Origin of the sequence: Streptomyces sp. 8K308 (genome assembly GCF_004348315.1) — a bacterium.
Taxonomy (GTDB): Bacteria; Actinomycetota; Actinomycetes; order Streptomycetales; family Streptomycetaceae; genus Streptomyces.
In genome coordinates this window covers 1-9,116 of the sequence record NZ_SMKC01000288.1, presented here as the reverse complement: position 1 = coordinate 9,116, position 9,116 = coordinate 1, and the positions used below count along the sequence as shown (strand labels likewise).

The 9,116-nt window shown below is 72.8% G+C and carries 8 protein-coding genes; 7 read left to right on the top strand and 1 reads right to left on the bottom strand.

The annotated features are described in order from the left end of the window. The first annotated feature begins 166 nt into the window (after positions 1-166). The 6 genes from E1265_RS28440 (at position 167) to E1265_RS28415 (ending at position 6,792) form a co-directional block, all read left to right on the top strand. Positions 167-1,525 carry a phosphomannomutase/phosphoglucomutase gene (locus E1265_RS28440; protein ID WP_132933861.1) on the top strand — a complete coding sequence of 453 codons (1,359 nt, stop codon included), beginning with the start codon at positions 167-169 and terminating at the stop codon, positions 1,523-1,525. 106 nt (positions 1,526-1,631) lie between these two features. Continuing rightward, complete coding sequence (locus tag E1265_RS28435) at positions 1,632-1,805, top strand: Trm112 family protein (RefSeq protein WP_132933860.1); 174 nt, start codon at positions 1,632-1,634, stop codon at positions 1,803-1,805. 57 nt (positions 1,806-1,862) lie between these two features. Then, entirely contained in the window at positions 1,863-3,026 is a 1,164-nt protein-coding gene (locus E1265_RS28430) for an SIS domain-containing protein (RefSeq protein WP_132933859.1), read from the top strand. A 41-nt stretch (positions 3,027-3,067) separates the two neighbouring features. Further along, a complete protein-coding gene (manA, locus tag E1265_RS28425; RefSeq protein WP_132933858.1) occupies positions 3,068-4,243 on the top strand; it encodes a mannose-6-phosphate isomerase, class I in 1,176 nt (391 codons plus the stop codon). A gap of 394 nt (positions 4,244-4,637) precedes the next feature. Then, positions 4,638-6,092 (top strand): adenosylhomocysteinase, encoded by a 1,455-nt coding sequence (ahcY, locus tag E1265_RS28420; RefSeq protein WP_132933857.1) that lies wholly within the window; start codon positions 4,638-4,640, stop codon positions 6,090-6,092. A 67-nt stretch (positions 6,093-6,159) separates the two neighbouring features. Then, positions 6,160-6,792: a hypothetical protein gene (locus tag E1265_RS28415; RefSeq protein WP_132933856.1), complete on the top strand. Its 633-nt coding sequence runs from the start codon at positions 6,160-6,162 to the stop codon at positions 6,790-6,792. Here E1265_RS28415 and E1265_RS28410 read toward each other — a convergent pair. Further along, complete coding sequence (locus tag E1265_RS28410) at positions 6,776-7,663, bottom strand: RDD family protein (protein WP_132933855.1); 888 nt, start codon at positions 7,661-7,663, stop codon at positions 6,776-6,778. The two genes, E1265_RS28415 and E1265_RS28410, sit on opposite strands and share 17 nt — an antisense overlap. Positions 7,664-7,720: 57 nt before the next feature. Here E1265_RS28410 and E1265_RS28405 point away from each other — a divergent pair, with 57 nt between their 5' ends. Beyond that, positions 7,721-8,731, top strand: coding sequence for a stage II sporulation protein M (locus E1265_RS28405; RefSeq protein ID WP_132933854.1), 1,011 nt, complete (start codon positions 7,721-7,723; stop codon positions 8,729-8,731). The last annotated feature ends 385 nt before the right edge of the window (positions 8,732-9,116 follow it).

Genomic DNA, 9,116 nt, shown 5'->3' with positions numbered 1-9,116 from the left:
GTCCGCCGCCGCAGGGCGCCGACCCGATGGAGGTCGCCCGTCGCGGCCACCTGCGCATCCTCCGGTCCCCTGACTCGTAACAGCCGCCCGGTACATTGGCGATGAGCGTCGCTCCGTAGTCAGCAGCCACCATCGCCACCTCCTCGACTCAGACAAGGGGTCAGCTGTGCCGGACCTGTCCCAGATCGTCAAGGCGTACGACGTCCGCGGCGTGGTTCCCGACCAGTGGGACGAGCGCCTCGCGAACCTGTTCGGCGCCGCGTTCGTCGAGATCACCGGCGCCGAGGCCGTCGTCATCGGCCACGACATGCGTCCCTCGTCCCCGGGCCTCGCCGCAGCCTTCGGCCGCGGCGCCGCCGCCCGCGGCGCGGACGTCACCGAGATCGGCCTGTGCTCGACCGACCAGCTCTACTACGCGAGCGGCGCCCTCGACCGGCCCGGCGCGATGTTCACCGCGAGCCACAACCCCGCCCGCTACAACGGCATCAAGATGTGCCGCGCCGGCGCCGCGCCCATCGGCCAGGACAGCGGCCTCGCCGACATCAGGGCCCTCGTCGAGCGGTGGGCCGAGGAGGGCGCGCCCGAGTCCGTCGCCGAGCCCGGCACCGTCGAACAGCGGAACGTGCTCGCCGGCTACGCGGCCCACCTGCGTTCCCTCGTCGACCTCACCGGCATCCGCACCCTGAAGGTGGTCGTCGACGCCGGCAACGGGATGGGCGGCCACACCGTCCCCACCGTCTTCGACGGGCTGCCCCTCGACGTCGACCCGCTCTACTTCGAGCTCGACGGCACGTTCCCCAACCACGAGGCCAATCCGCTCGACCCGGCCAACATCGTCGACCTCCAGGCCCGGGTCAGGGCCACCGGCGCCGACCTCGGCCTCGCCTTCGACGGCGACGCCGACCGCTGCTTCGTGGTCGACGAGCGCGGCGAGCCCGTCTCGCCTTCCGCCATCACCGCACTCGTCGCCGCGCGCGAGCTCGCCAAGGCCCCGGGCGGCACCGTGATCCACAACCTGATCACCTCCTGGTCCGTGCCCGAGGTCGTCCGCGAGAACGGGGGCACCCCCGTCCGCACCCGCGTCGGCCACTCCTTCATCAAGGCCGAGATGGCCCGCACCGGCGCCATCTTCGGCGGCGAGCACTCCGCGCACTACTACTTCCGCGACTTCTGGAACGCCGACACCGGCATGCTGGCCGCGCTCCACGTGCTGGCCGCGCTCGGCGAGCAGGACCGGCCGCTCTCCGAGCTCGTCGCCGCCTACGACCGCTACCCGGCGTCCGGCGAGATCAACAGCACCGTCGACGACCAGGCCGGCCGCGCAGCCGCCGTCCGCGCCGCCTACGCCGACCGCTCCGACGTCGCCCTCGACGAGCTCGACGGCCTCACCGTCACCGCCGCCGACTGGTGGTTCAACCTCAGGCCCTCCAACACCGAGCCGCTGCTCAGGCTCAACATCGAGGCCCGCGACGCCGCTACCGTCGACAAGATCCGCGACGAGGTCCTGGCGATCGTCCGCGCCTGAGTCGCCCCGCCGTGCGGCGTGCCGCCCCGACGGCCGGCTTCCCGGTGCCGGGGCGGCACGCCTGCGGGTAGGGTGATCGACGAAGAAGAATCGCAGGAGGGATGCCATGTCACTCGTCGAAGCCGCCCTGCTCGACATCCTCGCCTGCCCGGTCTGCCACGCGCCGCTGCGCGAGGCCGCCCAGGAGCTCGTCTGCACCGGCGACGGCTGCGGCCTCGCCTACCCGGTCGAGGACGGCATCCCGGTCCTCCTCGAGGACGAGGCCCGCAGAGCCGACTGAGCCCGGCCCCCGGTCGGCGACCATCGAGCACGCAGAGCACGCATCGGAGAGCCCCGCATGATCGACGAATCGCTGCTCGACGCCACCGAGGAGCTGCTGCGCGCCGACCCGCGCGGCCTCCTGCGCGCGGTCGCCGCGGCCGGCGCCCACGTGCGCACCGCCGTCCACGGCGCCGAGGAGTCCGAGCTGACCAGACTCCGTCCCGAGGGCCGCCCCGGCACCGTGCTGGTCGCCGGCTCCGGGCCCGAGGCCCGGCTGGTCGCCGACCTCTTCGACGCCCTCGCCGAGGACGGCCTGCGCGTCTCCCGGCTCCGCCCCACCGGCGCCCTCGCCGCGCCAGGCGCGCTGACCTGGCCGCTGCCCCGCTGGGCCGGACCCCTCGACCTGCTGCTCATCACCTCGACCGAGGGCACCGAGCCCGGGCTCTCGCTGCTGGTCGAGGCCGCCTACCGGCGTGGCTGCGCCATCGTCGCCGTCACCCCGGCCGGCTCCCCGCTCGCGGACGCCACGAGCAACCGCCGCAACCTCGTCATCCCCCACACCCCGGCGCCGCACCAGGAGCCGGCCGGACACCCCGGTGCCCCGGGCCCCGGCTGGGCCCTGACCGCCCCGCTGCTGCTGCTCGGGGACCGGCTCGGCCTCTTCGAGGCCGACCGCACCGCGCTGCTCGCCATGGCCGACGGCCTGGACGCCGTCGCCGAGCGCTGCGGCCCCACCAGCCGCACCCACGGAAACCCGGCCAAGACGCTGGCCGCCGAGTTCGCCGCCGCGCTGCCGCTGCTGTGGAGCGAGGGCCCGGTCGCCCGCGCCGCCGCCCGGCACGCCGCCGCCACCCTCAGCGGTCTCGCCGGCCGCCCCACCCTCACCGCCGCCCTCCCCGAGGCGCTCACCGCGCACGGCGCGCTGCTCGGCGGCAACCTGGCCCCGGGCGCCGGCGACCCCGACGACTTCTTCCGCGACCGCGTCGACGAGCCGGCCCCGCTGCACGCCCGCGTGCTGCTGCTGCGCGCACCGCTGCCCGACGCCGAGGGCGACACCGCGGGCGCGGCCGCGGCCGCCCGCCAACTCGCCTTCGAACAGGGCACCGCCTTCAGCGAGTTGGAGACCTCGGCCACCGCCGGCGGCGACACCGCGTCCAACCCGCTGACCATCGCGGCCGAGCTGATCGCCCAACTCGACTTCGCCGCCGTCTACCTGGCCCTCGCCGCCGGCCGCAGCTGACCGCCGGGCCGCCCCGGACCAAGCAGAAGGAACCACCTCCCATGGACCGCCTCGTCAACACCATCCGCCCCTACGCCTGGGGTTCGCCCACCGCCATACCGCGACTGCTCGGCGTCGAGCCCACCGGCGAGCCCCAGGCCGAGCTGTGGATGGGCGCCCACCCCGGGGCGCCGTCCCGCCTCGACCGGGGTACCGGGCCCGTCTCGCTCGCCGACGTCATCGCCGCCGACCCGGCCGGCGAGCTCGGCGCCGCCACCCTCACCGCCTACGGTCCCCGGCTGCCGTTCCTGCTCAAGCTGCTCGCCGCCGAGACGCCGCTCTCCCTCCAGGTCCACCCCGACCTGGACCAGGCCGCGGCCGGCTTCGCCGACGAGGAGGCCCGCGGCATCCCCGTCGACGCCGCGCACCGCAACTACAAGGACGCCAACCACAAGCCCGAGCTCATCTGCGCCCTCACCCCCTTCGACGGCCTCTGCGGCTTCCGCCCGGCCGCCGAGAGCGCCGAACTCCTCGACGGCCTCGGCGTCGACGAGCTCAAGCCCTACGCCGACCTGCTGCGCGCCCGTCCCGAGGGAGACGCGCTGCGCGAGGTCCTCACCGCAGTCCTCACCGCCGACCCGGTCGCCATGGCGGACACCGTCCACAAGACCACCGAGGCCCTGGAGGCGGCCGAGGGTGAGGATCACGCCACCTATGCCGCGATGGCCCGCCACTACCCGGGCGACCCCGGCGTCATCGCCGCCCTGCTCCTCAACCTCGTCCGGCTCGAGCCGGGCGAGGCACTCTTCCTCGGCGCCGGCGTGCCCCACGCCTACCTGAGCGGGCTCGGCGTCGAGATCATGGCCAACTCCGACAACGTGCTGCGCTGCGGACTCACCCCCAAGCACGTCGACGTCCCAGAACTGCTGCGCGTCGTCCGCTTCGAGGCCACCGCGCCCGGCGTGCTGCGCGCGAGCGGCGAGCCGGACCAGGAGTACCCCACGCCCATCGGCGAGTTCCGGCTCAGCCGGCACGTCCTCGACGGGCGCGCGCCCACCCGCACCCTGCCCGCGGGCACCCCGAGCATCCTGCTCTGCACGGCCGGCCGGATCGCGCTCCGCGACCGCGACGGCGCCCGACTCGACCTGGCCCCCGGGCAGTCGGCCTACGTCAGGGCGGACGAAACGGTGGACGTCACCGGCGCCGGCACTCTGTTCCGCTCCACCACCGCCCCATGACGCAACGCATCGCCGATCGCGAAGGTGCGGAACGTGACCGCTGCGTCCGAGACGCTGGTACGCTGAGATGGTCTCTGGGATCGGATTCCGGTCCCAGGACCTACCGCCGGGCTGGCGGGACGTGAAGTCTGTGGAGCGAGTGTAAGACCCTGCTTGGGTTCGTCCCGGGGGCTGTTCGTGGCGAAGCAGAAAGGTTCTGCCCGTGAGGGTGGGAGTCCCCTCGACAGAGGGGGGGAGGTCAATACGTCGCTGCTGATGGCAGTCGGGCGGCGCGCGAGCGCCCGGCCGAGGGGAAAGAAGGCCCTCCGACAGACATGAAGCTTCGGGCACGCTGTGAGAGTGTGCCCGTGGCCCATCCTGTCCGCGAACGCTCACCGACGAGGAGCAAGCCGTCATGACTTCGAGCGCGATTGACGCTCAGACCCCGCAGAACTTCGACGACTTCAAGGTCGCCGACCTCTCCCTGGCCGCGTTCGGGCGCAAGGAGATCACCCTCGCCGAGCATGAGATGCCGGGCCTGATGGCGATCCGCGAGGAGTACGCCGCCGCGCAGCCGCTCGCCGGCGCCCGGATCACCGGCTCGCTGCACATGACCGTGCAGACCGCCGTGCTCATCGAGACCCTGGTGGCCCTCGGCGCCCGCGTGCGCTGGGCCTCCTGCAACATCTTCTCCACCCAGGACCACGCGGCTGCCGCCATCGCCGCCGCCGGCATTCCCGTCTTCGCCTGGAAGGGCGAGACGCTCGAAGAGTACTGGTGGTGCACCGAGCAGGCGCTGACCTGGGACGACGCCCCCTCCGGCGGCCCCAACATGATCCTGGACGACGGCGGCGACGCCACCCTGCTCGTGCACGACGGCGTCGAGTACGAGAAGGCCGGCGAGGTCCCCGACCCGGCCACCGCCGCCACCAGCGACGAGCACCGGGTCATCCTCGAACTGCTGACCCGCACCCTGGCCGAGAACCCGCAGAAGTGGGCCCAGGCCGCCGCCGACATCCGCGGCGTCACCGAGGAGACCACCACCGGCGTGCACCGGCTCTACGCCATGTTCAAGGAAGGCACTCTGCTCTTCCCGGCCATCAACGTCAACGACTCCGTCACCAAGTCGAAGTTCGACAACAAGTACGGGGTCCGCCACTCCCTGATCGACGGCATCAACCGCGGCACCGACGTCCTCATCGGCGGCAAGACCGCCGTCGTCTGCGGCTACGGCGACGTCGGCAAGGGCTGCGCCGAGTCCCTGCGCGGCCAGGGCGCCCGGGTCGTCGTCACCGAGATCGACCCGATCTGCGCCCTCCAGGCCGCCATGGACGGCTACCAGGTCGTCCGCCTCGAGGACGTGGTGGAGACCGCCGACATCTTCGTCACCACCACCGGCAACAAGGACATCATCCTCGCCTCCGACATGGCCCGGATGAAGCACCAGGCGATCGTCGGCAACATCGGCCACTTCGACAACGAGATCGACATGGCCGGCCTCGCCAGGATCCCCGGCATCGTCAAGGACGAGGTCAAGCCCCAGGTGCACACCTGGACCTTCCCCGACGGGCACAACATCATCGTGCTCTCCGAGGGCCGCCTGCTGAACCTGGGCAACGCGACCGGCCACCCGTCGTTCGTCATGTCCAACAGCTTCGCCAACCAGACGATCGCCCAGATCGAGCTCTACACCAAGACGAGCGAGTACCCGACGGGCGTCTACACGCTGCCCAAGCTGCTGGACGAGAAGGTGGCCCGCCTCCACCTGGACGCCCTCGGCGCACGGCTCACCGAGCTGCGCCCCGAGCAGGCCGAGTACATCGGCGTCCCGGTCGAGGGCCCCTACAAGGCCGAGCACTACCGCTACTGATCACCTCCGATCCCGGGGAGGCGCCCGGCCGGCCGACCGGCCGGGCGCCACGCCCCACCACCCACCGATGCCACGCGGCCGCTACCTCCTGCACGACCCCGCCGACGGCACCCCCCTCGGCGAGGAACACTTCCAGTGCGCCCCCGGGCCCACCGGCTGGCGCTACGTCTCCCGGCTCGACGCCCCCGCCGGCCGGCCAGCGGGCACCGTCGACCTCACCCTCGACCACCTCGGCCGCCCCATCCGCCTCGAACTTCGAGCCGGCGACTGGCAGGTGCGTGGCGCCGCCCTCGACGGCGTGACCTGGGTGCGGATGGCCGCCACCGGCGAGCGGGGCACCGAGGGCAACGCCGCGGCCCGCGCCTTCACCGGCGCCTCCCCGGCCTTCGCCGTCGCCACCGCCCACCTGCTGCGCCTCACCCCCGAGCACCCGAGCGCCAGGATCCGCCTGGTGGCCTTCGCCCCGCCCGTGCTCGCCCCGCGCACCCGCGACGAGGCATGGACCCTGCTGGGTGCCGAAACCCATCCCACGGACAGCGGACCGCTCACCGTGCGCGCCTACCAGGTTGACGACCAGGAGACCGGCGAGCGCCACACCGTCCACCTCGCGGGTGACGTCGTGCTCGCCGCCCCCGGCATCGAGCTCGCCGATCTTGACTCCCCGCCGTCCCCCACCATCGCGGCTACGCCGGAGGCGTGAACCCACCCGCCCGGGGCGCCTCCCCGGGCGGCCTGGGTATCTCCCGGCCCTGAGCCGCCACGGGCGGCGCTCCCGCCGGCGGCACCGGCGCCTGAACCGGGGGCCCCGCCACCGCAGCCGGCGCCTCCCCGAAGACCCGCGCGGCCTCCCGCCGCTGCCGCTCGCCCACCAGCGCCGCCAGATAGTCAGCCGGCGGCATCCCCTGCGGCGGCGGGGACCCCACGTACGCCATCATGTCGTTCGCCAACCGCGCGGCCATCGACCAGGCCACCCCCTGGTGCAACTGCCCCAACCGACCCAGCAACTGCCGCGCGGCCAACCACAACTGGTCGGGCACCCGGGACAGGTCGAGCTGCGCGAACTCCTCGGCAACCCACGGCGGGGGCGGAGGTATCGGCGCCGCCGCCGTGACCGGCAACCGCTCCCGCACCACGAGCGTCCCCCCGAACACGTCGCCGAGCCGCCGCCCCTCCACCGACACCAGCGACGCGATGCACGCCACCGAGCCCACCGTCAGCAGGATCTCGACGAAGCCCACCGCGCCCCGCACCAGCGCGTGCCGGAAGCGGATCGGCCCGCCGTCCGCCCGCACCACCCGCAGCCCGAACGCCAGCTTCCCGAGCGACCGCCCCTTGCTCAGCGTCTCGACCGCGATGGGCACCCCCACCAGCACCAGCACCAGCAGCGCCACGCTCACCGCGTCCGCCGTGGCCTGGCCGAGCGACAGCACCGTGCTCAGCAGCACCACGGAGACCAGCAGATAGCCGCCGACGACCACCACCAGGTCGATCACGAGCGCCATCGCCCGACTCGGCAGCCGCGCGGGCCGCAGCCCCAGCACCACCGCGTCGCCCGTCACCAGCTGGCTCATCCGGCATTCCCCCTTCCTCCGGACAGTCTGACACCGACGTCTGACAAGCTTCAGGGCATGGACCTCGACGTGTTCACCGCGGCCCACCGCGCCGAGTGGGACCGGCTCGAAGCCCTGCTGCGTCGCCGGCGCGCCCGGCTCAGCGGCGCCGAGGTGGACGAGCTGGTCACGCTCTACCAACGCACGGCCACCCACCTTTCGCAGCTCCGCTCGTCCGCGCCCGACCCCGCGCTGGTCAGCAGGCTCACCACCCTGGTGGCCCGGGCCCGCAGCGCCGTGGTCGGCACCAGGAGGGCCACCTGGCGCGACGCGCTGCACTTCTTCACCGCCGGCTTCCCCGCCGCCTGCTACCGCACCCGGCACTGGTGGGTGCCCACCGCCCTGGTGTTCACGCTGCTGGTGGCGGCCTTCGGCTGGTGGATCGCCGCCAACCCCGAGGTGCGACTCGCGATGGCCGCACCCGAGGAGCTGCGCGAGATGACCCGCCCCGGCGGCTCGTACGAGACCTACTACTCCAGCAGCCCAGCCGCCGCTTTCTCCGCCCAGGTCTGGACGAACAACGCCCAGGTCGCCGGGCTCTGCCTGGCCTTCGGCGCGCTGCTCGGGCTGCCCGTTCTCTACGTCATGCTGCAGAACGTGGTCAACGTCGCCGCCGGCGTCGGCCTGATGGCGTCCGCCGACCGTCTCGACGTCTTCCTCGGCCTGATCCTCCCGCACGGTCTGCTCGAGCTGACCGCCGTCTTCGTGGCCGCGGGCGTCGGGCTTCGCCTCGGCTGGACGGTGATCGACCCAGGTCCGCGCACCCGCGCCTCCGCCCTGGCGCAGGAGGGCCGGGCGGCCATCGGCATGGCCATCGGGCTCGCCGCCGTGCTGCTGGTGTCGGGCCTGATCGAGGGCTTCGTGACCCCCTCAGGGCTGCCCACCTGGGCCCGCGTCGCCATCGGAGTGGTGGCGGAACTCGCCTTCCTCGCCTACGTCTTCGTCCTGGGCCGCCGGGCCGTGACCGCCGGCGAGACGGGCGACCTGGCCGAAGCCGACCGGGCCGCCGAGGCGCCCGTCGCCGCGTGACCCCAGCCGTGGCTTGACGCTGGGGGAGGCGAGGCGTAATGTTCTCCGAGCTGCCACAAAGCCGCCGGCTCGTCCGGGGCGCGTGTGGAAGCAATCCCGCCACCACGAGTGGCAATCACTGCGTCTGAACGCTCTGCCCGCGAGGGTCTGTTTCGGCTTGCCTGAAATAGCTTCTCCGGGGCCGGATTTGGAATCCGGCGGGAGATGGTTCTAAAGTAGTGAACACCGAAGGGAAGCCCGGGGGGCCTCGAGAGGGGTCTGAAGGTAGCGTCCGTTCCTTGAGAACTCAACAGTGTGCCAAGAAGTCAATGCCAGATTTTTGATTGATCAATGCGAGAATCAAATTGTTCTCGTGGATGATCTTCTTTGAAGCATTCACGGAGAG